We start from the raw sequence: 23,582 nt of genomic DNA on the forward strand, positions 1-23,582 counted from the left end.
GGTCCCGTCCGCAGCGGCAACGGCGCGCGTGGACCGTACCGGGACACGGTTACGGAAAGCAGCCACCCTTGTACCGGGGCCGTGGCGTCTGCTCCACTTCTGGAGGCTGCTCCCCGGGTGCACGACGGCACCCGGGCGGGTATCCACTGATCGGAAAACGATCAACGGTGATCGGAGGCCAACTGGATGAGCGAGACCCGCGGTCTGGGCCAACGCGGTACTGGTGGCGACCCCACCACTCCCGCCGTGTCTACTGCCGACCACATCAACCTCGCAGACCTGCACTCGGCACACAACTACGCCCCACTCCCCGTCGTCCTCGCCGAAGGCGAGGGTGCCTGGGTCACCGACGTCGAGGGGAAGACCTACCTCGACTGTCTGGCCGGATACTCCGCGCTGAACTTCGGGCACCGCAACCCCGAGCTCGTGGCGGCGGCGCACCACCAGCTCGACCGTCTCACCCTGACGAGCCGCGCCTTCCACAACGACCAGTTCGCACCGTTCGTGGCGGGACTCGCCGGACTGACCGGAAAAGAACGGGTCCTGCCGATGAACAGCGGTGCCGAAGCCGTCGAGACCGCGATCAAGGTCGCCCGGCGATGGGCCTACGACACCAAGGGGATCCCGGACAGCCACGCGACGATCCTCGTCGCCTCCGGTAATTTCCACGGTCGTACCACCTCGATCATCTCCTTCTCCCAGGACCCGGACGCCTACGGCGGTTACGGTCCGTTCACGCCGGGCTTCCGCGTCGTCGAGTTCGGGAGCGCCGAGGCGATCGAAGAGGCGATCGACGAGACGACGGCCGCGGTCCTGGTGGAGCCGGTGCAGGGAGAGGCCGGCGTCCTCGTCCCACCGCCGCACTACCTTCCCCGCGTGCGCGAGATCTGCGACCGGGAACGGGTACTGCTCATCGCGGACGAGGTACAGTCCGGACTCGGCCGCACCGGAACCGTCCTGGCCTGCGAGCACAGCGGCGTCGTCCCGGACGCCTACGTGCTCGGGAAAGCCCTGGGAGGGGGAGTCCTCCCGGTGTCGGCCGTCGCCGCCGACGAGGACGTGCTCGGAGTGATCCACCCCGGCCAGCACGGCAGCACCTTCGGCGGCAACCCCCTCGCCTGCGCCGTGGGACGCACCGTCGTGCGGATGCTGCGCGAGGGACCCTACCTGTCCAACGCGCGGCGGCTCGGCGAGGTGCTGCGCACCCGGCTCAAGGAACTCGAACGCGAGGGTGTGCTCTCCTGGCGCTGCGTCGGACTGTGGGCGGGCATCGACATCGACCCGAACATCGCCACCGGCCGCGAGCTGTGCCGTCGCCTGGCCCAGCGGGGAGTCCTGGCCAAGGACACCCACGGTTCCACGGTCCGGTTGTCGCCGCCGCTGGTCACCACCGAGGAGGACGTGCACTGGGCGATGGACCAGGTGGCGGCGGTTCTCGCCGAACTGCGCGGCTGACCGCGCGGACCCTCCGCGCCGGAGCGTGCCGAACCCTGTTCGATGGACGCTGTCCGTGACGGGCGGTACGGCCGGTGCCGCGCGGTAGGACCCGCGTCCACCGGGCGGGCCATCAGTCCATCTCCGCGGCCAGCACCTCCGGCTCCGCGTCGTCGACGGTCTCGCGCGCGGCGTACACGTCGCGTTCGGGACCGTCGACGATCTGCTCGTTCACCCGCTCCCCGAACGCCTCCTGCCCGGCGGCGTTCGGGTGGAAGGTGCTGCGGTTGATGTCCACCCCGTTGGTGAGGTCGCGCAGCATCACCCCGTTGAGCCACGCGTCGTCGGAGTCGACCTCGTGGCCGTCGAAGGTCGCGTACTGCCCGACGAACTCCACACTGCCGACCTGGTCCCGGTCGGCGATCCGCTCGTCGGCTTCCCGGACGATCTCCCTCGTCTGCCGGTTGAACCGTTCCACGCTCCGGTTCAGCCACTCCTGGTCCTCCACCGTCAGCGTGTAGTACCGGTTCTCGGGCTGTTCCGGGAACATGCGCGGGTAGCCGACCACGAGGAGGCGCGCGTTCGGAGCCCGGTCGCGGACCTCGGCGACCAGCTCCTCGAGGGTGGACCGGAACGTCTCCATCCGGTCGTCGATCTCGTCCTGCTGGTCGGTGCAGGCCTCGGTCTCCGTCAGCGGCATCCGCAGCATGCACGTCTCCAGGACCGGAGTGAAACCGAGGTCGTTGCCCCCGATCCCGAGCGTGACGAGCGACGTGTGTTCACCTATCCGGTTGAGCTGGGAATCCGGGGAGTCCGCGTTGTCGAGCATCTCGGCTCCCCGCTGCGCGCTGCAGGCGTGGAACCCCAGGGACCCGGCGAAGTCGTACGATCCCACGACATGGTGCGGGTAGGCGTTGCCCGAACGCCAGCACCGGCCGGGCTCGCCCGTGCCCGACTCGTAGTCGCCGGCGCCGTGGCCCGAGGAGTAGGAGTCGCCCAGCGCGACGTAGTTCCCCCACGTGGCGGCCTCGACGGGAGAGAGCCGCAGTCTCTGCCCGTCACCCTCGGGCAGCTCGCCGGGAAGGCCGAAACGCTCCGGGCACCCCACGCCGACGGTGCCGCACCACAGGCGCGCCACGCCCTCGCGGGTGGCGGGAACGGCAGCGACCACGGCAACGACGAGCACAAGGGACACGGCAGCGATCCGCCAGAGGAGCGGCCGTCTCACTTCTCCCGGTCCGCGCACTTCCCCGATCCGCCTCCCACATTCCGGATCTCCTCGATACCGGGACGGTATGTCCCCGCTCAGGAGAATACCCGCAGGAGCCCGTCCACCGGTGGGGAGGACCGTACGGCGGGAGAGGGGTCACTCGCCCGGCTGCGGGCGTGACGCGGCTATGACGTCCGCACCGTGCCGCACCTCCGCCGCACCGAGGTCGGCCCGTGCCGTCAACCGCAGCCGGGAGACCCCGTCCGGAACGGACGGCGGGCGGAAACAACCGACCCGCACACCGGACTCGCGGCAGCGCTCCGCCCACTGCACCGCCGCCTCCGGCGACGGCGCGCGCAGGGAAACCACGGCTGCCTGCGGTGCGCCCGCGTCCTGGCCACGCGCCTCAAGCTCCGAAGCGAGCGCGTCGGCGGACGCGCGGACCCGTTGCGCCAGCCGGGGCTGTTCCCGCAGCAGCCGCAGCGCCGCGAGCGCGGCCCCGACTGCGGGGGGAGCCAGCCCCGTGTCGAAGATGAAGGAGCGGGACGTCTCCACGAGGTGACTGATGACCTGACGCGGTCCGAGCACCGCGCCCCCCTGGGAACCGAGCGCCTTGGACAGTGTGACGGTCGTGAGGACATCCCCGGCGCCGCGCAGGCCCGCGTCTCCCAGCGCGCCCTCGCCCGCCGTCCCCAGCGTGCCCAGTCCGTGCGCGTCGTCGAGCAGTAACGCGGAACCGTTGTCCCGGCACACCCGGGCCAGTCCCGCCACGTCAGCGCGGTCCCCGTCCACCGAGAACACCGTGTCACTGAGCAGGAAACGCCGTGGTTCCGCCGCGTCGGCCAACGCGGAGCCGGCGGAGGCGCAGTCCCGGTGCTCGAACAATGACACGCGCGCTCCCGCCGCCTTGGCCAGCCGGGAGGCGTCGATCAGCGAGGCGTGGTTGTTCCGGTCGCACACCAGGTGAGTGCCGTGGTCGCCCGCGAGCGCCGTGACGGCCCCCATGTTGGCGGCATAGCCGGAGGAGAACACCAGGGCGTCCTCGGAACCGTAGAACGCGGCGAGCTCCTCCTCCAACTGCCGGTGCAGCGTCGTGTCCCCGGTCACCAGCCGCGACCCGGTCGACCCCGCTCCCCACTTCCGTGCCGCCTCGGCGGCTGCCCGGGTGACGCTGGGGTGGCGCGCCAACCCCAGGTAGTCGTTGCCCGCGAGGTCCAGCATCGCGGAATCGTGACCACGGGGGCGCAACCGACGGCTGCGACCCTCCCTCGCGCGTTGCCGGGCGCTGTCCTCCAGCCACCCGAACGGTCCCGTTCCCATCCGGCCTCCCGAATCCGGCGACACCACGTGCCGCGGTGTCGCCGCACGGCTGTTTCCCACCTCACCAGTGCCGCACACGGGAGGGTTGGCGTCATCGGAGCGATCCCACAAATATCCGCGCCGGTTTCCTGGCGGGCGCAGCACGCCGTGCCCGGACGGGGAACTGACACGATGAGCGGCCATGAGCCCACGGGTAAGCGAGATCGACCAGGAACATGTCTGGCACCCCTACGCGAGCGTCCCCGCCGCTGAGACCCCCCACGTCGTCCGGGAAGCCAGCGGGACACGGCTGCGGCTGGAAACCTCCGACGGGGTCCGCCACGACGCCGTCGACGCCATGTCCTCCTGGTGGTCGGCGATCCACGGGTACCGCCACCCGGTACTCGACGAGGCCGCCCGCAACCAGCTCGACAGGTTCAGCCACGTCATGTTCGGCGGGCTCACCCACGAACCCGCCGCGCGGCTGGCCGAGTCCCTCGTGGCCGTCACACCCGACCCGCTGCAGCGCGTCTTCTTCGCCGACTCCGGGTCGGTGTCGGTGGAGGTGGCACTCAAGATGTGCCTGCAGTACTGGCGTTCGCGGGGGTATCCGGAGAAACGACGGATCCTGACCTGGCGGGGCGGGTACCACGGGGACACGTTCCACGCCATGACCGTGTGCGATCCCGAGGGCGGGATGCACGCGCTCTGGGACGGAACCCTGCCGCGGCAGGTGTTCGCCGACGCGCCACCCGCCGACCACGGGTCCGTGCCCGACCCCGGCTACGTCTCCCACCTGACGGAGCTCATCCGGGAACACGCCGACGAACTCGCCGCGGTCATCGTCGAGCCCGTCGTGCAGGGTGCCGGGGGGATGCGCTTCCACCACCCCGAGTACCTGCGGGCGCTGCGCGCGGCCACCGAACGGCACGGTCTGCTGTTGGTCTTCGACGAGATCGCCACCGGTTTCGGCCGCACCGGTGAGATGTTCGCCGCCGAGCACGCCGGGGTGGCGCCGGACGTCATGTGCGTGGGCAAGGCACTCACGGGCGGCTACATCAGCCTCGCCGCCACCCTGTGTACCGCCGAGGTCGCCGACGGCATCGCCAGTGGCGACGTTCCGGTCCTGGCCCACGGGCCCACCTTCATGGGCAATCCGTTGGCCTGTGCTGTCGCCGAGGCCTCGCTCGGCCTGCTGGAGAGCGGCGAGTGGCGCACGAGCGTCTCCCGCATCGAGGACGGGCTGCGTGCCGGGCTGGAACCGGCGCGTGGTATTCCCGGGGTGCGTGATGTGCGCACGCTCGGTGCTATCGGCGTCGTCCAGCTCGACCGGAATGTCGACATGCGCGCGGCCACCATGGCGGCACTGGAGGAGGGCGTGTGGCTGCGACCGTTCGGTGAGCTGATTTATGCTATGCCGCCTTATGTCTGCGACAGCGCCGACGTCGCCCGCATCACCGACGGCATGGTGGCGGCGGCGCGCGCTTCCCTGGGGGAACGGTGAGTGCTTTCGTCGTCACAGGAACCGGAACCGGTGTCGGTAAGACGGTCGCCGCCGCCGCGGTCGCCGCGGTGGCGATCTCCCGCGGCGTGCGGGTGGCCGTGGTCAAACCGGCCCAGACCGGGGTCGGCCCCGACGAACCCGGCGACATGGCCGAGGTGGTCCGTCTCGTTCCGGACGTGAGTACCCGCGAGCTCGCCCGCTATCCGGAACCGCTGGCTCCCGCCACGGCCGCGCGCCGTGCCGGACGTGCCGGCGTGGGCATGGACGAGATCGCCGCGACGGTCGCCGAACTGAGACAGGAACACGACCTTGTGCTGGTCGAGGGGGCTGGCGGGTTGCTGGTCCGGTTGAACGACACCGCAACGGTCGCCGACATCGCGGTACCGCTGGGGTTGCCCCTCCTGGTGACCGCCCGTGCGGGGCTGGGAACGCTGAACGAGACCGCGCTCACCACGGAGGCGCTGCGTAGCCGCGGACTGACCTGCGCGGGTCTCGTCGTGGGAGCGTGGCCGCGCGAACCCGGGCTCGCCGAGTGGTGCAACCTCTCCGAGCTGCCGGAGGTCGCGGGCGCGCCCCTGCTGGGTGTGCTTCCGGAGGGAATAGCCGGGCACAGTCCCCGGGAGTTCGCCACTGTCTCCCGCGCGGCGCTCGACGCCGGCTGGGACCTCGCCTTCGGGGCCTGAGCCCGGCAGCGGAGCCGCGCGTTCCGGGACGGCCCACCGCCGCCGAGAGGGCCGGACCGCGCCGCACGCCGGGGCTGGGCCCGCGATCGTCGCGTGCGGGACGGGCGCGAGAGTTCGGGGAGCCCACCCCGGCATGCGTGATCAGGGGTTCCTGGTGTTGGATGAGGGGCGTCGTGCCGCAGCTGGTTGACGGTTGCCCACGACTCCCGCAACCCTCCGGCGTGGAGTGGAAGGAGACGCTACACATGTCCCAACGGTCACAGCCACCAGTCCTCTGGGAACCCGGCCGGGAACGGATCGAAGGCGCGAACATCACGGCCTTCACCCGGTGGGCGCAACGGAACCGCGGCCTTGGGGCCGACGACTACGCGTCCCTGTGGCGCTGGTCCGTGACGGACCTGGAAGGCTTCTGGTCAGCTGTCTGGGAGTACTTCGACGTCCAGGCCGACACCCCCTACGACCGGGTGCTGCCCGACAGCACCATGCCCGGGACCGCGTGGTTCCCCGGAGCCGAGCTCAACTACGCCAGGCACATCTTCCGCGACCGGGACGACGACTCCGTGGCGATCCGGCACGCCTCCGAACTGCGGGTGCTGGGCGAATGGACCTGGGGAGAGCTGAAGCAACGGACCGCCGCGATCGCGGCGGGGCTGCGCCGCCTCGGCGTGGGGCGCGGCGACCGCGTCGTTGCCTACCTGCCGAACATCGCCGAGTGCCTGGCGGCGTTCTACGCCTGTGCCTCCATCGGCGCGGTGTGGTCCTCGTGCTCGCCGGACTTCGGGGTGCGCAGCGTGGTGGACCGGTTCGCCCAGATCGAACCCAAGGTTCTGCTCACCGTGGACGGCTACCGTTACAACGGCAAGGACTTCGACCGCCGGGAGACCATCGCGGCACTGCGGGAGCAGCTGCCCACCGTGGAGCACACGGTCGTTCTCCCGTACCTGCGCGACACCCCCGTGGACGGGACCCTGCCGTGGGAGGAGCTGGAGTCGGAGGAGGCCGGGGCCGAGCTGCGTTTCGAACCGGTGCCGTTCGACCACCCGCTGTGGGTGCTGTACTCCTCCGGCACGACCGGTCTGCCGAAGGCGATCGTGCACGGACATGGCGGCATCCTGCTGGAACAGCTGAAGAACCTGCACCTGCACCTGGACGCCCGCCCCGGCGACCGGGTCTTCTGGTTCACCACCACCGGCTGGATGATGTGGAACTTCCTGGCCAGTGTGCTTCTCACGCGGTCCTCCATCGTGCTGTACGACGGAAGCCCCGCCTACCCCGACCTCGGCGGGCTGTGGGACCTGGCGGAACGTGCCGGTGTCACGATCTTCGGTACCAGCGCGAGCTACCTGTCCACCTGCATGAAGGCCGGGATCCACCCCACCGAGGGGCGCGACCTCTCCGCGCTGCACGCTATCGGCTCCACCGGGTCCCCGCTGACTCCGGAAGCGTTCGAGTGGTGCTACCAGGAGTTCGGCGACCAGCTGTGGCTGTTCTCGACCAGCGGCGGAACCGACCTGTGCAGCTGCCTGGTGGGCGGAGTACCGACCCTTCCGGTGTACGAGGGGGAGCTGCAGGCGCGCTCCCTGGGCATGGCCGTGGCCGCGTGGGACCCGGACGGGCGGGAGCTCACCGGTGAGGTGGGGGAGCTGGTGGTGACCCAGCCGGCGCCCTCCATGCCGATCTACTTCTGGGGGGACCCCGACGGCGAGCGGCTGCACGACAGCTATTTCTCGACGTATCCGGGCGTCTGGCGCCACGGTGACTGGATCGAGATCACCGAGCGGGGAACGGCGGCCATCTACGGCCGCTCGGACTCCACGATCAACCGTGGCGGTATCCGGATGGGGACCAGCGAGATCTACCGTGCGGTCCTCGCCCTCGAGGAGGTCGTCGACGCCCTCGTGGTGGACGTCCCCCAAGCCGACGGTGGTTCGGCGATCGAACTGTTCGTGGTACTGGACGAGGGGGAGACGCTGGACGACGACCTCATCCGGAGTCTGGCACGGCGCATCCGTGAGGACTGCTCTCCCCGCCACGTGCCGGACACGGTGCGTTCCGTCGCCGAGGTGCCCCGCACCCTGTCCGGAAAGATCGTGGAGGTCCCGGTGAAGCGGATCCTCGCCGGGGAGCCCGCGGACCGGGTGGCGAGCCGGGACTCGCTCGCGAACCCCCAGGCGCTGGACCGGTTCAGCGAACTCGCCGAGGAGCGGAAAGCCGAGTAACGCACCCAGAGGAACGCCGCAGCACGGGACATACCGGCACAGGACGCTTTAGGCTGGCCGCGTGTCCCACCAGCTACCCGATGCGGCGACGGAAGAAGCGGCGGTGCCGCGGCCGGAACGTCTGGCGGGCGTGGACGTCGCCCGGGCCCTCGCCGTGCTCGGGATGTTCGCGGTCCACCTCGGTGTGGGAAGCGTCGGCCTGTTGGGCGGGGACGCGGCGGAGACGTTCCACAGCGCCGTGCGCGGGAACTCCGCGGGGCTTTTCGCGTTCCTCGCCGGGCTGTCCCTGGCCCTGATGACCGGGCGGACCGTACCGGTGTCCGGTCCCCGACTGCACCGCCAGCGGGTGCGTGTCGTGACACGCGCACTCGTCCTGGCGTTGCTCGGTGGTGTGCTGGACGTGCTGGGAGCACCGGTCGCGGTCATCCTCACCTACTACGGCGGGTTCTTCCTCCTGGCGGCCCCGCTGCTGCGGTTGCGCGCCGGACTCCTGACGGTGCTCGCGGCCGTGGTGGCCGTCGCCGGACCCCAGGTGTCGTTCGTCGTCCGGGACGCGCTGGGGGAGAGCGAGCCCTACCGCTCCTCGTCGTTCAACGGCGTGGGGGACCTGCTGGTCACGGGCTACTACCCGGCGTGCACCTTCATGGCGTTCGTGCTCGCCGGTATGGCCGTGGGCCGTCTCGACCTGCGCTCCCGCCGCGTCCGGGCGGGGATGGCCGCGGCCGGAGCGGGACTCGCCGCGCTCGGCTACGGCCTGTCCTGGCTGCTGCTGTACCCCGGGGGCGGCGCGGACCGGTTGCTCGACCAGGAGGTGTCCCAGCAGCACGCGACGCGCCTCTCCGAGGTCGATCCCGCGCTGCTGGGCCCGATGCGGGAATGGCTGGGCGACCGCATGGCGGACCTGCACGGGCAGGTCCCCACGGACTCGGCGTGGTGGCTGGTGGTGGCGTCCCCGCACAGCGGGACCAGTTTCGAGATCGCCGCCGTGGTGGGGACCTCACTCGTGGTCCTGGCGGTGTGCCTTCTGCTGGCGGACGCCGCGGGCCCGCTGCTGTACCCCCTGGCGGCGGTGGGCGCGATGGCGCTGACCGTGTACGCGTCCCATATCGTGGTGATGGCCTGGCAGGACATGTCGTCCCAGGACACGGCGCCGTGGCGTCTGGAGGCGTTCCTCGCCGGCGCGCTCGTGCTGGCGACGGGATGGCGGCTGGCTGTCGGGCGGGGGCCGCTGGAGTGGATGGTCGCACGACTGGCGGACGTGGGAGAGCGGCTGGGCTCCGGTTGACGGCCGCTGCCACCCGGCGGTGCCCCTTCGGTGCCGTCCCCGAGGTGTTCGACGGCGCGGGAGCGTCGCCGCGTGGCACGGCTTCGCGCCAGCGGGAGGCGTCACGCGTCGCGGCCGCGGTGGTGAGCGGCGGTGTGCCAGGTGGTGAGGGCGGGAACCAGTGTGTCCGCGGTGTGTTCCACCAGGGAGACGAGCTCGTCCGGCCCGTTTCGGTCCTGGCGGCTGTGCAGGTCGAACGCGACGTGCACAGCCGACCCGAACGCCGAGGCCACGAGGCGGGGGCGGGGGTCGGTGCGCGGGTCCGTCCCGGTCCGCTCGGCGATGATCCGGGCGAGGAGCTCCATGTGTTCGTTCCCCCGGCGCAGCCTGGCCGCGAGTAGCTGCGGCGACCGGTCGTAGAGGGGGACGGTCCGGAGCAGCTCGGAGAGGACGGGTTCCCCCACAGCGGCGGCGGAGGCGGTGAAGGCCCGGCGCAGTGCGAGGAGCGGGGGCTCGTCGGCGGGCCGCTCGCGGAGCTCGTCGCGGAAGGCACTGTCGACACCGTCCTGGACGGACAGCAGGACATCCTCCTTGCAGGGGAAGTACCGGAAGAGCGTCCGCTGGGAGACACCCGCCTCCTCGGCGATCTCCGCCGTCGTGGTGGCGTCGAACCCCCGCTCGCGGGTGAGGCGCACCGCGGCCTCGACGAGGGCCTCGCGCGTGCGGGTCTTCTTGCGTTCGCGCAGCCCTGGACGTCCGGCGCGTCCGGTGGCGGCGGCGCGGTCGCCTTCCACCGCGTGTGCTCGTTCCATCCGTGGCCACCTGTGGGTCTTCCTGCTACGGGAACTCACTGCGGAGGATACCGTTACCCAGAATTCCGTCAGCGATCGACGATTGTCAGTAGCTGACATAAACTGTGCCGGGTTTGGCCCGAAAGCGGTGGGAGGAGAGGACCAGTGGTGGAGAACCCTGTCCGGCAACCGGAACAGGCGGACGTCCCCAGCGCCGTGCGCACCCTGCGCCGCGCGTTCGCCGACTATCCCTTCACCCGGCACACCATCGACGCCGACGACCACGAGCGGCGGCTGGAACGGTTCCACGAACTGTTCCTCACCCGGATCGGGATGGAACACGGCAGTGTCCGGGTCGCCGGCCCTGTGGGGGACGTCCGCGCGGTAGCCGTGTGGACGACACCGCGGACCGACGCCGGCCACGTCTTCACCGAACTGGCCCCGAGGTTCGCGGAACTCGCCGGAAACCGGGCACAGTGCTACGAGGAGGCCGAGGCGGCCATGGCCCCCCACCGGCCGACCGCCCCGGCTTGGTTCCTCGGCGCGGTCGGGGTCGACCCCGGACACCAGGGGCGCGGCCTGGGAGGCGCGGTGGTCCGCCCCGGGATCACCGCCGCCGAACAGGAGGGGGCGGTGGCGTTCCTGGAGACCTCGGAGGAACGCAACGTCGGCTTCTACCAGCGCCTCGGGTTCACCGTGGAGGCCGAGTTTCCGCTTCCGCACGACGGTCCGTGGACCTGGTCCATGCTGCGCCGCCCCTACCGGGCGCTTTAGCGCGAGCGCGTTCCACCCGCCGGACGGATCCTGGTCCGAAACGGTGGTTTGTGGGAGGGCGTTCGTGGTCAGTGGCTGTGCGGGAAAGCGAGAGCACCCGGGGCCGGACGGGGGTGGGGTGTGCCGCTCCGTCCGGCCCGGAAACCGCGCAGGGGGATGAGACATGTCCGAGGCTCGCCGTGACGGTGTGACGGATGGAGACGACAAGGACCGGCAGCTCGACTCGGCACGGACCGACTCCAACACCGCGCTGACCACCAACACCGGTGTCCCGGTAGAGGACACCGACAACTCCCTGAGGGCGGGGGAGCGGGGGCCGACCCTGCTGGAGGACTTCCACCTCCGGGAGAAGATCACCCACTTCGACCACGAGCGCATTCCCGAGCGCGTGGTTCACGCGCGCGGTGCCGGAGCCTACGGTTACTTCCAGGTCTACGAGTCGCTGAGCCACTACACGCGAGCGGACTTCCTGAGCGACCCCGCCCTGGTCACCCCGGTGTTCGTCCGGTTCTCCACGGTCCAGGGCTCCCGCGGGTCGGCGGACACGGTGCGGGACGTGCGCGGTTTCGCCACCAAGTTCTACACCCGCGAGGGAAACTACGACCTGGTCGGCAACAACATGCCGGTCTTCTTCATCCAGGACGGCATCAAGTTCCCGGACTTCGTGCACGCCGTGAAACCCGAGCCGCACAACGAGATGCCCCAGGGCGCCACCGCCCACGACACGCTCTGGGACTTCGTCGGGCTGCAGCCCGAGACCATGCACATGATGATGTGGGCGATGTCCGACCGTGCCCTGCCGCGCAGCTTCCGGATGATGCAGGGGTTCGGCGTGCACACCTTCCGCCTGGTCAACCAGCGCGGGGAGGGGACACTGGTCAAGTTCCACTGGCGCCCGACGCTGGGAACGCACTCCCTGGTCTGGGACGAGAGCCAGAAGATCGCGGGCAAGGACCCCGACTTCCACCGCCGTGACCTGTGGGAGGCCATAGAACGCGGGCAGTACCCCGAGTACGAGCTGGGAATGCAGCTCGTACCGGAGCGCTCCGAGCACGATTTCGACTTCGACCTGCTCGACCCCACCAAGATCATCCCGGAGGAGGAGATCCCGGTGACCCCGGTGGGGAGGATGGTGCTCAACCGCAATCCGGAGAACTTCTTCGCGGAGACGGAACAGGTGGCGTTCCACACCGCGCACGTGGTGCCCGGGATCGACTTCACCAACGATCCGCTGCTCCAGGCCCGCAACTTCTCCTACCTGGACACGCAGCTCATCCGGCTGGGAGGTCCCAACTTCCAGCAGCTGCCGGTGAACCGGCCGGTGGCACCGGTGAGCAACAACCAGCGCGACGGGTTCTCCCAGCACCACGTGCACCGGGGACAGGCCAACTACTTCCCCAACTCCCTGGGCGGGGGCTGCCCCTATCTCGCCAACGTCGATGACGGGGCCTACCAGCACTACCAGGAGCGTGTGGACGGGGCGAAGATCCGCAAACGCAGCGACAGCTTCGCGGACCACTACTCGCAGGCCACCCTCTTCTACAACAGCCTGTCCGAGTGGGAGCGCCAGCACGTGCTGGCGGCTTTCCGGTTCGAACTGGGAAAGTGCGAACACATGCACGTCCGGCAGCGGGTGGTGGAGCGGCTGAACAACGTCGACCACGACCTCGCTGTGCAGGTGGCGACGGGGATCGGGGCGGACCCGCCGAGTGAGGAGGCGGTGGGCAACCACGGCCGTTCCTCGCCGGCCCTGAGCCAGGCGAACACGGTGCGCGACACCGTGTACTCCCGGCAGATCGCGCTGCTGGCGGCCGACGGCGTCGACGCGAACGACGTACGCCGGTTCCGGGAGGTCATGGCCGAGCGTGGTGCCGTCGTCGAGGTGCTGGCCGCCCGGGACGGGGAGGTCCGTTCCGCGGACGGTGCCAGTGTGCAGGTGGACCGGCAGAACACCACCGTGTCCTCGGTGCTGTACGACGCCGTGGCGGTACCGGGCGGCCCGGACTGCGCCACCGCGTTGCAGGGCGACGGCACCGCCGCTTTCTTCATCACCGAGGCGTTCAAACACGCGAAGCCGATCGTGGCGATGAACGACGGCGTGGACGTCCTCGCCAACGTTCCGCTTCCACGCCTGCGGCTGGCCGCGCCGGACACGGACGAGGTGGTCCAGGACCAGGGGGTGGTCACCCACCGCGGTGCCGACGCGCAGGGCCTGTACCGGACCTTCGCCGATGTCCTGGCAGGACACAGGGCCTGGGAGCGCGCGGTGGCAGCGGTTCCGGCCTGAGGCACCCCGACGGCCCGCCGGGGTGCGGACGCTCCTCCCGCGGCGGGCCGCCCCGGATTTCCGTGATCGCGAGCGAGCGGGCGGGCGCCTACGGTAGCTTGCCGCCGTGCCCAATGCTCCCCACGAGATCCGCAACCAGCTGTTCCAGCGCGCTTCCCACCTGGCGCCCACCATACTGGCTACTGTCTTCGGGATGCCCGTACCTTCCCACACCGAGGTGCGGCTGGAATCCGGCGACCTCACGACCTGTGATCCCACCGAGCGCCGCGCCGACACGGTCGTCACTCTGCGCGATGACGAGGGGGCGCCGCTACTGGCCGTTATCGTGGAGGTCCAGACCTGCCGCGACGACGAGAAGCGTTACACCTGGCTGGCCTACTACGCCACTCTGGCCGAACGGTTGCGCTGCGAGGTCGTGCTCATGGCAGTATGCCCCAGCCGTTCCATCGCGAAGTGGTCCGCGAAGCCCCAAGACTTCGGTCAGCCGGGGCACCGCTTCGCCCCTCTCGTGCTCGGCCCCGAGCAGCTCCCACCTGTCACTGACAGTGATGATGTGGGGCGTATGCCGGAACTGGCGGTACTGTCCACCCTCGCCCATCCCGAGGAACGGTGGATCGACGTGCTGTGCACGGGCCTGGACGCTATCGACCCTGATCAGGCACGGCTTTACACTGGATATGTCCTCGCACTGCTTCCCGAAGCAGCCCGGAAATACCTGGAGGCCACTGTGGCGACCGAGACCTTCCCCTACATGAGCGAGTTCACCCAGAGCTACGTCGACATGGGAAAAGCCGAAGGTGAGGCCAAAGGTGAGGCCAACGCCGTAGTGGTGTTCCTCGAGGCTCGGGGAATCACGGTCCCGACCTGGGCGCAGGAACGTATCCGCGCGTGCACGAACATGGAGCAGCTCGACACGTGGACCCGGCGTGCTGCCACGGTCACGTCCGTGGAGGAGCTGTTCGACTGAGAGCGCCAAACACGGCGCGGGGACAGCGGCGGGACACGTCGGCGCCGGTTCCGTGCGCCTTCCCCGGAACCGCTGGCTCCGCGGCTGCCACCTCCAGGCCACCGAGCGGGTCCCGGGCCGGATCCGCTGCCTCCGGTTCGGAGGACGCGCGCCTCGTGGCGGGGCGAACGCGAACCGCGGGCCGCTCTCGTGCGACACATGCCACACCCCGCTGTTCCCAGCGCATTATTCGTTGGTGCGATCCCCTCCCGGCCCAGTACCGTCGCCATGGGTCACAACAGTCGGACGACACGGGTCGAACCGGACAGACGGTACTGGGAAGGCGAGCATGCCGGGTTACAACCTCATCTTCGACGCCGACGACACGCTCTGGGAGAACAACGTCTTCTTCGAGCGCGCCATCGAAGGGTTCCTCGACTACGTGGACCACCCCACCCGAACGCGGGAGGAACTGCGTGCGCTGCTGGACGACGTCGAACGCGCCAACTCCGCGGTGCACGGTTACGGCGCGCGCTCCTTCGAGCGCAGCCTGATCGACTGCCTCGAGCGGGTCCGCCCCCAGGTTCCCGTCGGGGACACGGACCGCGCCGAGCTGCGGCGGCTGTGCTCCCCGCTGTTCGAGTTCGAGGTCGAGCTGCTGGACGGGGTCGCCGAGACGTTGGAGGAACTGGGGCGCCGGCACCGTCTCTTCCTGCTCACGAAGGGCCACGCCGAGGACCAGCAGCGCAAGATCGACACGTCCGGCCTCGCACCGCTGTTCACCGCGACCCGGGTCGTCCCGGAGAAGGATCCGGACGCCTACCGGAAGTTCGGCACGGACCACGGGTTGGACCCCGTGGACACGTGGATGATCGGAAACTCCCCGAAATCCGATGTCTGGCCCGCGCTGGAGGCCGGGATGGGGGCCGTCCTCGTCCCGCACCCGATGACCTGGAGCCTGGAACACGCCGACGTTCCCCAGGAACACGACCGGTTCCGCACCCTCGCGCCGCTCGGGAAGCTGACCCGGTTCTTCTGAACAGCGACCCTCGGAAAGGGGGCCTGTCAACGCTCCTGTTGGGTGATGTGGGAGGCTGTCCGGTCCTGATGCTCCAGAGCCTCGCTCGTGGTGCGCGTCCGTGTCCGCATCAGCCTGCGGGCATCGTCGGCCGCGGCCCGCACGTGCTCGGGAGCGGCGGCACCCTCGCTCTCCGGTTGCGCCTCGGGCTGGCCGATTCCCTCCGGCAGCCCGGCGCGTCCGACGATCCGCATCTGCGCCGTCTCCTGGGACACGGAAGGGCGGATGTCGCCACTGGGGGTCTTCCAGTTGCGAAGCCGGTGCTGCAGCCATTCGATCCCCTGGTAGCCCTCCCCGCGGGGCCAGGGGGCACCGTCGGGGCGGTGGCTGAGCGCGTGCAGCAGGTCGGCGATCGACCAGCCGGCGGAGAAGAACCGGGCGGCCTCGTCCCGCAGCGCGGCGAAGTCCACACCCCGCAGGGAGGCGTCGCGCCTCCGGAGAAGCTCGCACGCCTGGTGCACGTCACTGCGCGTGTGCACCGGCATGGAGAGCGGGTCCGGTTCGGGTTGGCTCAGCAGGTTCTCGTCCACGTTCACGATGATGGTGTCGGCGCTCCCGTCACCGCGGCGGTTCTCCCAGATACTGACCCGGTCGCGCGGCCATCCCTGCGACTCCACCAGCGCGGACGCGAGACGGCGCAGGTCCATGCCGTCGTTGGAGGTGATCCGGAACTCCGCCACAGCTCTTCCTTTCCGATGTGTCGCGAGCGGCCACGCAACGCGACGGCCTGTCGCCGGCAGGCGACGCCGGGGGAGACGCGGCGTCCCCGACGCGTGTACCGCGCCCCGGGGGCGGCGCTAGAGTGGCGATGATCCGCGTCGCCCCGCCGACGTTGGAACCGACGTGTTCGAGGTGGTCCCGTGACCGATACCGTATCCGCGAGCAGCGCGGCAGCACCCGTGAGCAACGCCTCGTGGCGAGCGTACTTGCACGGACTGCCCGGGGTGGACGAGGCGGGGCTCCGCGCGCGCAGCGCCGACCTCGCGACGCGTTCGATAAAGACCACGGCCAAGAGCCGGATGATCGACCTCGCGATCCGTATGGTGGACCTGACCACCCTCGAGGGGAGCGACACGGCCGGCAAGGTCCGCGCGATGTCGGCCAAGGCCGCCCGCCCCGATCCCGCCTCCCCGGACGTTCCCAGCGTCGGGGCGGTGTGCGTCTATCCCGACCTGGTGGGGACGGCCGTGTCCGCGCTCGCCGGTACCGGGGTGCGGGTGGCCTCGGTGGCGACCGCCTTCCCCTCCGGCCGGGCCGAGCGGGAGGTCAAGCTCGCTGACGCCCGTACGGCGGTAGCCGCGGGCGCCGACGAGGTCGACATGGTCATCGACCGGGGAGCGTTCCTCGCCGGTGACTACCGCGCCGTGTACGAGGAGATCGCCGCCGTGCGGGAGGTCTGCGCAGCGGCGAGCCTGAAGGTGATCCTGGAGACCGGCGAACTCGCCACCTTCGACAACGTGCGCCGTGCCGCGTGGTTGGCCATGCACGCCGGGGCCGACTTCATCAAGACGTCGACGGGCAAGGTGTCCCCGGCGGCCACACTGCCGACCACCCTCGTCATGCTGGAGGCCGTCCGGGACCACGCCGCGACCGCCGGGAGGCGCGTCGGTGTGAAACCGGCGGGCGGCATCCGCACCACGAAGGACGCGTTCCGCAACCTCGTTCTGGTCAACGAGGTCGCCGGATCCGCCTGGCTCGGTCCGGAGCGTTTCCGCCTCGGCGCCTCCAGCCTGCTCAACGACCTGTTGATGCAGCGCACCAGGGTGGCGACGGGGCATTACCCCGGCCCCGACTACTACACGCTGGACTGAGAGGCCGAGCAGTGGAAGAGCAGCTCATCGAGTACGCACCGGCGCCGGAGTCCCGCGCGGCCGTGACCCTGCGGGACTCCTACGAGCCGTTCATCGACGGGGAGTTCGCCCCTGTCGCGGAGGGCGGATACCTCACGTCCGTGAATCCGGCCGACGAGGAGCGACTGGCCCGGGTCGGCATCGCGGGGAAGGCCGAGATCGACCGCGCGGTCGCGGCGGCCCGGCGCGCCTTCACCACCGTGTGGCGACCGATGCCGGGGGCGGAGCGCGGAAAGTACCTGTTCCGGATCGCCCGCATCCTCCAGGAGCGCTCACGGGAGCTGGCGGTGTTGGAGACCCTGGACAACGGGAAACCGATCCGGGAGTCCCGCGACGTCGACGTCCCGCTGGCCGCGGCGCACTTCTTCTACCACGCCGGGTGGGCGGACAAGCTCGCCTACGCCGGCCTCGGACCCGACCCGCGTCCGCTCGGGGTGGCGGCACAGGTCATACCGTGGAACTTCCCGCTGCTGATGCTGGCCTGGAAGGTCGCCCCCGCTCTGGCCACCGGGAACACGGTGGTTCTCAAACCGGCGGAGACGACCCCGCTGAGCGCGCTGCTGTTCGCGGAGATCTGCCGGGAGGCGGAACTGCCGGAAGGCGTCGTCAACGTCGTCACCGGCGCGGGTGACGTGGGAAGCGCCCTGGTGAACCATCCCGACGTCGACAAGGTGGCCTTTACCGGATCGAGCGAGGTGGGGCGGGAGATCGCCCGCAACGTGGCGGGGACGGACAAACGCCTCAGTCTGGAGCTCGGCGGCAAGGGCGCCAACATCGTCTACGACGACGCCGCCGTGGACCAGGCGGTCGAGGGGATCGTGTCCGGGATCTTCTTCAACCAGGGGCACGTGTGCTGCGCGGGGTCGCGGCTACTGGTGCAGGAGTCCGTCGCGGACGAGGTGCTGGCCCGTCTCAAGGCGCGCATGGCAACGCTGCGGCTGGGCGACCCGCTGGACAAGAACACCGACATCGGCGCGGTCAACTCCGCCTCCCAGCTCGAGCGGGTGCGGGACCTGGCGGACACGGGGGACCGGGAGGGCGCCGAGCGCTGGTCGCCGCCGTGCTCCCTCCCGGAACAGGGGTACTGGTTCCCCCCGACAGTGTTCACCGGTGTGAGCCAGGCGCACCGGATCGCGCGCGAGGAGATCTTCGGTCCGGTGCTGTCGGTGCTGACGTTCCGTACGCCGGAGGAAGCGGTGGCGAAGGCGAACAACACCCCCTACGGGCTCTCCGCGGGAGTCTGGACGGAGAAGGGGTCCCGGATGCTGTGGACGACCGAGAACCTGCGCGCCGGCGTGGTGTGGTCCAACACCTTCAACAAACTCGACCCCGCCAGCCCTTTCGGCGGTTACAAGGAGTCCGGGTACGGCCGAGAGGGCGGACGGCACGGACTGGAGGCCTACCTTGGCTGACACGCGACAGAAACGCCGCGGCTCGGAGGAGGACAGCGCGCCGCGGCTGGCGGTCCGCAAAACCTACAAGCTCTACGTCGGCGGGTCGTTCCCGCGTTCCGAATCGGGCAGGTCGTATCCCGTGGCATCCCCGGAAGGCGAGCATCTCGGCAACGCGTCCCTGGCGTCCCGGAAGGACGCGCGCGATGCGGTCTCCGCCGCGCGTGCCGCGTTCGGCGGGTGGTCCGCGCGCAGCGCCCACAACCGCGGCCAGATCCTCTACCGGGTGGCGGAGATGCTGGAGTCCCGCCGGAAGCAGTTCGTCGCCGAACTGGAGGCGGCGGACGGGGAGAACCGTGCCGACCCGCGGCGGGCGGTGGAGGCCGCCATCGACCGCTGGGTGTACTACGCCGGCTGGACCGACAAGTTCGCGCACGTCCTCGGTGGTGCCAACCAGGTTTCCGGGTCCTACGCCAGCCGGTCCACTCCCGAACCCACCGGGGTGGTCGCGGTACTGGCCCCCCAGGACTCCCCCCTGCTGGGGTTGGTGTCGGTGCTCGCGCCCGTGGTCGCCACCGGTAACACGGCTGTCGTCGTGGCGAGCGAGACCGCGCCCCTGCCCGCCGTGACGCTGGGGGAGGTGCTGGCCAACTCCGACCTGCCGGGAGGTGTCGCCAACATCCTCACCGGACGCACCGCGGACCTGGCCGGGCACCTCGCGGCGCACGCCGACGTGAACGCGCTCGACCTGGCCGGGGCCGGAGACGCCGCGGCGGAACTGGAGGCGACCGCTGCCGGGACCCTGAAACGGGTGCTGCGGCCCGAGCGGGAACCGGAATGGTTCGCCGACCCGGGCATCGCCCGCTTGGCGTCCTTCCTGGAGACCAAGACGGTCTGGCACCCGATCGGTACATAGCCGCGCGCGTGGTGGAAGGTACGGGAGGTGCACAGCGGATGATCGCGGAACACGCCGTGCCCACGTCCGTGGAGTTGTTGCGGCTCGACGCGGATTCTCCCCGCACCGCGGAGGTGCGACGGAAGGTGGTGGGCCTGCGGCTGGCACCGGGCCAGCAGCGTTTCTCGGGTGAGGCCGCGCACACTCTGCCGCGCGCCGACACCGACCCGAACCGCGTCCCGTTCGCCGTCCTGTACCGGCAGACCCCCGTGGGGTTCGGCATCATCGACCAGCGGGGCATCCTCGACGAGATCACCGCTGCTCCCGCCGAGGCGGTGCTGCTACGCGCGTTCTACCTCGACCCGGAATGGCAGGGACGCGGGATCGGGCGGACAGCGTGCCTGGCTCTCGACCCGCTGGTGCGTTCCGTGCGTCCGGAGGCGAACGAGGTGGTACTGACGGTGAACGAGGCCAACCCGGCGGCCGTGCGCGCCTACCGGTCCGGCGGGTTCACGGCGACGGGAGAGCGGTACCTCGGCGGGGACGCCGGTCCCCAGCTCGTGATGCGGCGTCCCGTTCCCTACGAGGGCGGTGCGGGCGACGGGTGACGACGGCGTGGCACCGTGGCCCCGCGGCTCACGGCGTCGCACGCACCGACGGACACGGATCGAGGAAGGAACCCACGTGAGGACGAACGCCCATCAGCAGGCCCGGGACGCGGCCGAGGAGATCCGTTCCCGCACCGGTGTCGACTCCTACGACACCGCCGTGGTTCTGGGATCGGGGTGGAGCCCGGCGGCGGACGCGCTGGGAAGCGCCGGTACGGAGGTACCCACCAGTGACATCCCCGGGTTCCTGCAGCCGACGGTTACCGGGCACGCCGGAAGTATCCGCTCGATCCGCTCCGGGGAGCGGAACCTGCTGGTGCTGCTCGGGCGCACGCACCTCTACGAGGGGCACGGGACCGACGCGGTGGTGCACGGGGTGCGCACCGCGGCGGCGGCCGGAGCCGGAACCGTCGTCCTCACCAACGCCGCCGGCGCGCTGAACAGCGACTACCGGGTGGGGAGCCCGGTGCTCATCGCCGACCACATCAACCTCACCGCACGCAGCCCCCTCACGGGAGCGGAGTTCGTGGACCTCACCGACGCGTACTCCACGGCGCTGCGGGAACTCGCCAGGAAAGCCGACCCCTCCCTCTCCGAGGGCGTTTACGCGGCCATGCCCGGACCGCACTTCGAAACCCCGGCCGAGATCCGGATGCTGCGCGCGTTGGGCGCGGACCTGGTGGGGATGTCAACCGCCCTGGAAGCGATCGCCGCCCGGGAGCAGGGGGCGGCGGTGCTGGGTATGTCCCTGGTGACCAACGTCGCCGCCGGGCTGTCCGGACAGCCGCTCGACCACAACGAGGTACTGGCGACCGGAAGGGACGCGGCCGGGGACGTGGGCGACGTTCTGGCCGCCATTGTCGACAGACTGTAGTTCCCCCGGGGGAGCTGTGGACAGCGCAGTGAGTGAAGGAGTGGCGGCGATGGCCGGTTCCTGCCGGCAGCGGGCGCGGGAGTGGATGGCTCACGACCCCGATCCCGATACGCGGGAGGAGGTGCGTGCCCTCCTCGCCGCCGGGGATGACGCCGCGTTGGCCGACCGGTTCGGTTCGGGGCTGGAGTTCGGAACGGCCGGATTGCGCGGGGCTCTCGGGGCGGGGCCGAACCGGATGAACCGGGTGACGGTCATGCGCGCCGCCGCGGGTGTGGCCCGTTGGCTGGGGGCGGGGGCGCTCGTGGTGGTCGGCTACGACGCCCGGCACCGTTCCGCGCGGTTCGCCCGGGACAGCGCGGAGGTCCTGGCCGGAGCGGGGTGCCGGGTGCTGCTGCTGCCGGAGCCGCTGCCCACCCCCGTCCTCGCCCACACGGTGCGCGCGCGGTCGGCCGACGCCGGGATCATGGTCACCGCGAGCCACAACCCGCCCCGGGACAACGGGTACAAGGTGTACGCCGGAGGGTCGGGACCGGCGGCGGGAGCCCAGATCGTCCCTCCCGCCGACAGCGAGATCGCCGCGGGCATGCGCGAGGCGCCCCCGGTGGACGAGCTGCCCCGGTCGGAGGAGTGGCGGGTCCTGGGTGAGGACGCCGTCGCGGACTACGTGGCGGCGGTCGCGGACCTGCCGCTGGGGGAGGACCGCGGGATCGACGTGACCTACACGCCGCTGCACGGCGTCGGCGCCTCCACACTGGCGGCGGTGTTCCGGCGCGCCGGTTTCCCACCGCCGCGGATGGTTCCCGAACAGGCCGAGCCCGACCCCGACTTCCCGACGACGGCCTTCCCGAACCCGGAGGAGCCGGGCGTGTTGGACCTCGCCCTGGCGGCGGGGGAGCGGAACGGTAGCGACCTTGTCCTCGCCAACGATCCGGACGCCGACCGGCTCGCTGTGGCTGTCCCCGGTTACGGGCTGCTGACCGGGGACGAGGTGGGCGGACTGCTGGGTGAGTACGTTCTGGAGCGGACGTCGGGCGCCGACCGGGTCGTGGCCAGCACCATCGTCTCGGCTGGCACGCTCGCGGCGATCGCGGAGGCGCACGGGCTGCGTTGGGAGGAGACGCTGACCGGGTTCAAGTGGCTGGCGCGTGCCGGCGGGCCGGGCGAGCGCAACGTGTTCAGCTACGAGGAGGCCCTGGGGTACTGCGTCGGGGGCGACGCGGGGCGTCCGGTGGCGGACAAGGACGGCATCAGCGCGGCCCTGCTCGTCGCGGCGCTGGCCGCGCGGGCCAAACGCGGGGGCGGGACCCTGCTGGACCTGGTGCGGGAGCAGGAGCGCCGTTACGGCCTGCACCGGACCAGGCAGGTGTCGCTACGCGTCGCGGACACCACACGCCTCGCCGCGACCATGCGCGGCCTGCGCAGCGACCCGCCCACCGCGTTGGGCAGCTGGGACGTGGCCCACGTGGAGGACTTCGCCATGGGCGTCGGCGACCTACCCGGCACCGACGCGCTGCGTTTCGGGCTGGACGGTCCCGCCTGTGCCCGGGTGACGCTGCGTCCCTCGGGCACGGAACCCAAGCTCAAGGCCTACGTGGAGGTGGCCCTGCCGCCGGAGGAGAGCGGGGAGGAGGGCCGTTCCCGCGCGTCGGGTTACGTGTCCGAGCTGGCAGGGGCCGTGGAGGAGCTCTTCCCCGAGGCGTGACTCTCGTCCGTTCAGCTCTCGTGTTCGGGGGGATGCACGACCGGCCGGTGGACCACCTCGTCGATGACGGTGAGGGTCTGGGTGGAGGTCACACCGGGCAGTGCCTGCAACCGGGTCAGGATCAGGTCGCGGAGCTGGTTGGTGTCGGCCACGCGGACCAGCAGCACGATGTCCGCCGAACCCACGACGTACCAGCAGTACTCCACCTCGGGGTAGGAGGAGAGGACCTCCCGGTTGGCGCGCCAGTCCGGCTGGCTGCCGGAGACCAGCACCAGCGCGGTGACCCCGATCCCCCGCTTGGCGTGGTCGGTGATGACCGAGTAACCGCGGATGACCCCGTCATCTGTGAGGCGCTTGATGCGGTTGTAGGCGGTGGCACGTGAGACGTTCGCGCGTGCCGCCACCTCCGTGATGCCGGTACGGGCGTCTTCCGCGAGCGCGCCGATGATCGTTTCGTCCGTGGCATCCGGACGGCGCTGCGGTTCGCGTTGCGCACCGTTGGACATGGGAGAGCTCCAAGCTGTGAGGCGACCAGCTACCAAGTACCAGCAAAACAGCGGATCCGTCTACGTGAATACGTCCGTGACGGCACAAGCGGCGAGGTCGGGCCGGCCGTCTCCGCCCCGTCGCGCCCGGAGGCGCCATTGGGGCGGACGGAGCACCCTAGTGTTAGACAGAATCGGACATATGGCCCTGTGAACTCCACAACTGTATCGATCTGTGGCGTATATCTGGCGTAACTGTCGACTGCGTGCGCACAATCAACGCGAGGA

General features: G+C 70.6%; 20 protein-coding genes. 15 read left to right on the top strand and 5 right to left on the bottom strand.

The window, feature by feature from the left end; all coding sequences use genetic code 11:
• Positions 1–186 precede the first annotated feature (186 nt).
• Positions 187–1,455 carry an ornithine--oxo-acid transaminase gene (gene rocD, locus FHX37_RS04215; protein ID WP_141922247.1) on the top strand — a complete coding sequence of 423 codons (1,269 nt, stop codon included), beginning with the start codon at positions 187–189 and terminating at the stop codon, positions 1,453–1,455.
• Positions 1,456–1,567: 112 nt separating this feature from the next.
• Here the strand turns inward: rocD and FHX37_RS04220 are convergent, their stop codons facing one another.
• Positions 1,568–2,629 carry an SGNH/GDSL hydrolase family protein gene (locus FHX37_RS04220; protein ID WP_246062063.1) on the bottom strand — a complete coding sequence of 354 codons (1,062 nt, stop codon included), beginning with the start codon at positions 2,627–2,629 and terminating at the stop codon, positions 1,568–1,570.
• 171 nt (positions 2,630–2,800) lie between these two features.
• On the bottom strand, positions 2,801–3,964 hold the full coding sequence (locus FHX37_RS04225; RefSeq protein ID WP_141922249.1) for an 8-amino-7-oxononanoate synthase: 1,164 nt from the start codon (positions 3,962–3,964) through the stop codon (positions 2,801–2,803).
• A gap of 181 nt (positions 3,965–4,145) precedes the next feature.
• On the opposite strand from FHX37_RS04225, the gene FHX37_RS04230 reads away from it, so the two are divergent.
• The 4 genes from FHX37_RS04230 to FHX37_RS04245 all read left to right on the top strand — a co-directional run bounded on the left by FHX37_RS04230 (position 4,146) and on the right by FHX37_RS04245 (position 9,634).
• Positions 4,146–5,447 (top strand): adenosylmethionine--8-amino-7-oxononanoate transaminase, encoded by a 1,302-nt coding sequence (locus FHX37_RS04230; RefSeq protein ID WP_141922250.1) that lies wholly within the window; start codon positions 4,146–4,148, stop codon positions 5,445–5,447.
• On the top strand, positions 5,444–6,130 hold the full coding sequence (gene bioD / locus FHX37_RS04235; RefSeq protein ID WP_141922251.1) for a dethiobiotin synthase: 687 nt from the start codon (positions 5,444–5,446) through the stop codon (positions 6,128–6,130). Before FHX37_RS04230 ends, bioD begins: the two co-directional genes overlap by 4 nt.
• A gap of 245 nt (positions 6,131–6,375) precedes the next feature.
• Complete coding sequence (locus tag FHX37_RS04240; protein ID WP_141922252.1) at positions 6,376–8,349, top strand: acetoacetate--CoA ligase; 1,974 nt, start codon at positions 6,376–6,378, stop codon at positions 8,347–8,349.
• Between the two features lie 61 nt (positions 8,350–8,410).
• Positions 8,411–9,634 carry a heparan-alpha-glucosaminide N-acetyltransferase domain-containing protein gene (locus FHX37_RS04245; protein WP_246062064.1) on the top strand — a complete coding sequence of 408 codons (1,224 nt, stop codon included), beginning with the start codon at positions 8,411–8,413 and terminating at the stop codon, positions 9,632–9,634.
• 101 nt (positions 9,635–9,735) lie between these two features.
• Here the strand turns inward: FHX37_RS04245 and FHX37_RS04250 are convergent, their stop codons facing one another.
• On the bottom strand, positions 9,736–10,425 hold the full coding sequence (locus FHX37_RS04250; RefSeq protein ID WP_170181500.1) for a TetR/AcrR family transcriptional regulator: 690 nt from the start codon (positions 10,423–10,425) through the stop codon (positions 9,736–9,738).
• Between the two features lie 144 nt (positions 10,426–10,569).
• Between FHX37_RS04250 and FHX37_RS04255 the strand changes: the two genes are divergently transcribed.
• The 4 genes from FHX37_RS04255 to FHX37_RS04270 all read left to right on the top strand — a co-directional run bounded on the left by FHX37_RS04255 (position 10,570) and on the right by FHX37_RS04270 (position 15,450).
• Positions 10,570–11,178 (top strand): GNAT family N-acetyltransferase, encoded by a 609-nt coding sequence (locus FHX37_RS04255; protein ID WP_141922254.1) that lies wholly within the window; start codon positions 10,570–10,572, stop codon positions 11,176–11,178.
• Positions 11,179–11,341: 163 nt separating this feature from the next.
• A complete protein-coding gene (locus FHX37_RS04260; protein ID WP_141922255.1) occupies positions 11,342–13,465 on the top strand; it encodes a catalase in 2,124 nt (707 codons plus the stop codon).
• A 106-nt stretch (positions 13,466–13,571) separates the two neighbouring features.
• Positions 13,572–14,432, top strand: a complete 861-nt coding sequence (locus FHX37_RS04265; RefSeq protein WP_141922256.1) for an RpnC/YadD family protein — start codon at positions 13,572–13,574, stop codon at positions 14,430–14,432.
• Between the two features lie 328 nt (positions 14,433–14,760).
• Entirely contained in the window at positions 14,761–15,450 is a 690-nt protein-coding gene (locus FHX37_RS04270; protein ID WP_141922257.1) for an HAD family hydrolase, read from the top strand.
• Between the two features lie 26 nt (positions 15,451–15,476).
• On the opposite strand, the gene FHX37_RS04275 is transcribed toward FHX37_RS04270, so the two are convergent.
• Positions 15,477–16,169: a hypothetical protein gene (locus tag FHX37_RS04275; protein WP_141922258.1), complete on the bottom strand. Its 693-nt coding sequence runs from the start codon at positions 16,167–16,169 to the stop codon at positions 15,477–15,479.
• Positions 16,170–16,349: 180 nt separating this feature from the next.
• On the opposite strand from FHX37_RS04275, the gene deoC reads away from it, so the two are divergent.
• From deoC to FHX37_RS04305, 6 genes are all read left to right on the top strand, one after another.
• Complete coding sequence (deoC, locus tag FHX37_RS04280) at positions 16,350–17,300, top strand: deoxyribose-phosphate aldolase (RefSeq protein ID WP_141922259.1); 951 nt, start codon at positions 16,350–16,352, stop codon at positions 17,298–17,300.
• Between the two features lie 11 nt (positions 17,301–17,311).
• On the top strand, positions 17,312–18,751 hold the full coding sequence (locus tag FHX37_RS04285) for an aldehyde dehydrogenase family protein (RefSeq protein ID WP_141922260.1): 1,440 nt from the start codon (positions 17,312–17,314) through the stop codon (positions 18,749–18,751).
• A complete protein-coding gene (locus FHX37_RS04290; protein WP_141922261.1) occupies positions 18,744–19,646 on the top strand; it encodes an aldehyde dehydrogenase family protein in 903 nt (300 codons plus the stop codon). Before FHX37_RS04285 ends, FHX37_RS04290 begins: the two co-directional genes overlap by 8 nt.
• A gap of 38 nt (positions 19,647–19,684) precedes the next feature.
• A complete protein-coding gene (locus tag FHX37_RS04295) occupies positions 19,685–20,233 on the top strand; it encodes a GNAT family N-acetyltransferase (protein ID WP_141922262.1) in 549 nt (182 codons plus the stop codon).
• A gap of 76 nt (positions 20,234–20,309) precedes the next feature.
• Complete coding sequence (locus tag FHX37_RS04300; RefSeq protein WP_141922263.1) at positions 20,310–21,107, top strand: purine-nucleoside phosphorylase; 798 nt, start codon at positions 20,310–20,312, stop codon at positions 21,105–21,107.
• 49 nt (positions 21,108–21,156) lie between these two features.
• Positions 21,157–22,809 carry a phospho-sugar mutase gene (locus tag FHX37_RS04305; protein ID WP_141922264.1) on the top strand — a complete coding sequence of 551 codons (1,653 nt, stop codon included), beginning with the start codon at positions 21,157–21,159 and terminating at the stop codon, positions 22,807–22,809.
• Positions 22,810–22,820: 11 nt separating this feature from the next.
• On the opposite strand, the gene FHX37_RS04310 is transcribed toward FHX37_RS04305, so the two are convergent.
• Positions 22,821–23,315 carry an Lrp/AsnC family transcriptional regulator gene (locus FHX37_RS04310; RefSeq protein WP_141922265.1) on the bottom strand — a complete coding sequence of 165 codons (495 nt, stop codon included), beginning with the start codon at positions 23,313–23,315 and terminating at the stop codon, positions 22,821–22,823.
• Positions 23,316–23,582 lie beyond the last annotated feature (267 nt).

Origin of the sequence: Haloactinospora alba, assembly GCF_006717075.1 — a bacterium.
GTDB lineage: Bacteria > Actinomycetota > Actinomycetes > Streptosporangiales > Streptosporangiaceae > Haloactinospora > Haloactinospora alba.

Bases quoted from the DNA above. Each gene is read 5' to 3' on its own strand.
- rocD (WP_141922247.1), top strand. From the start codon at position 187: ATGAGCGAGACCCGCGGTCTGGGCCAACGCGGTACTGGTGGCGACCCC.
- FHX37_RS04225 (WP_141922249.1), bottom strand. From the start codon at position 3,964: ATGGGAACGGGACCGTTCGGGTGGCTGGAGGACAGCGCCCGGCAACGC.
- FHX37_RS04230 (WP_141922250.1), top strand. From the start codon at position 4,146: ATGAGCCCACGGGTAAGCGAGATCGACCAGGAACATGTCTGGCACCCC.
- FHX37_RS04240 (WP_141922252.1), top strand. From the start codon at position 6,376: ATGTCCCAACGGTCACAGCCACCAGTCCTCTGGGAACCCGGCCGGGAA.
- FHX37_RS04250 (WP_170181500.1), bottom strand. From the start codon at position 10,425: ATGGAACGAGCACACGCGGTGGAAGGCGACCGCGCCGCCGCCACCGGA.
- FHX37_RS04260 (WP_141922255.1), top strand. From the start codon at position 11,342: ATGTCCGAGGCTCGCCGTGACGGTGTGACGGATGGAGACGACAAGGAC.
- FHX37_RS04270 (WP_141922257.1), top strand. From the start codon at position 14,761: ATGCCGGGTTACAACCTCATCTTCGACGCCGACGACACGCTCTGGGAG.
- FHX37_RS04295 (WP_141922262.1), top strand. From the start codon at position 19,685: ATGATCGCGGAACACGCCGTGCCCACGTCCGTGGAGTTGTTGCGGCTC.
- FHX37_RS04305 (WP_141922264.1), top strand. From the start codon at position 21,157: ATGGCCGGTTCCTGCCGGCAGCGGGCGCGGGAGTGGATGGCTCACGAC.
- FHX37_RS04310 (WP_141922265.1), bottom strand. From the start codon at position 23,315: ATGTCCAACGGTGCGCAACGCGAACCGCAGCGCCGTCCGGATGCCACG.